The sequence below is a fragment of the Citrobacter sp. TBCS-14 genome (assembly GCF_005280805.1).
GTDB classification, from domain to species: Bacteria; Pseudomonadota; Gammaproteobacteria; order Enterobacterales; family Enterobacteriaceae; genus Citrobacter; species Citrobacter gillenii.
The window spans coordinates 364-882 of the sequence record NZ_SZWM01000800.1 but is presented as its reverse complement, the minus strand read 5'-3'; the positions used below and the strand labels follow the sequence as shown (position 1 = coordinate 882).

The following is a 519-nucleotide window of genomic DNA, read 5'->3' as shown; positions in this document are numbered from 1 at the left end:
TACTAATGAGCGAAAAATACCCAGGGCCTTTAGTGGTCGAAGGCAAACTGACTGACGCCGAGCGCATGAAGCGTGAAAGTAATTTCCTGCGCGGCACCATCGCGGAAGACCTGAACGACGGTCTGACCNAATTTCCTGCGCGGCACCATCGCGGAAGACCTGAACGACGGTCTGACCGGCGGCTTCCACGGCGATAACTTCCTGCTGATCCGTTTCCACGGCATGTACCAGCAGGACGACCGCGATATTCGCGCCGAACGTGCTGAGCAGAAGCTGGAGCCGCGCCACGCGATGCTGCTGCGCTGCCGTCTGCCGGGCGGGGTGATCACCCCAACCCAGTGGAAGGCCATCGACAAATTTGCCACTGATAACACCATTTACGGCAGTATTCGTCTGACCAACCGTCAGACCTTTCAGTTCCATGGCATTCTGAAGAAGAACGTGAAGCCGGTGCATCAGATGCTGCATTCGGTGGGGCTGGACGCACTGGCGACCGCCAACGACATGAACCGTAACGTG

Annotated in this window: 1 pseudogene; it reads left to right on the top strand. The window is 57.9% G+C overall.

Features of this window, described 5'->3' with window-relative positions:
• Positions 1 to 5: 5 nt before the first annotated feature.
• Positions 6 to 519, top strand: a pseudogene (locus FDX22_RS21400) (sulfite reductase subunit beta); the annotation flags it as partial.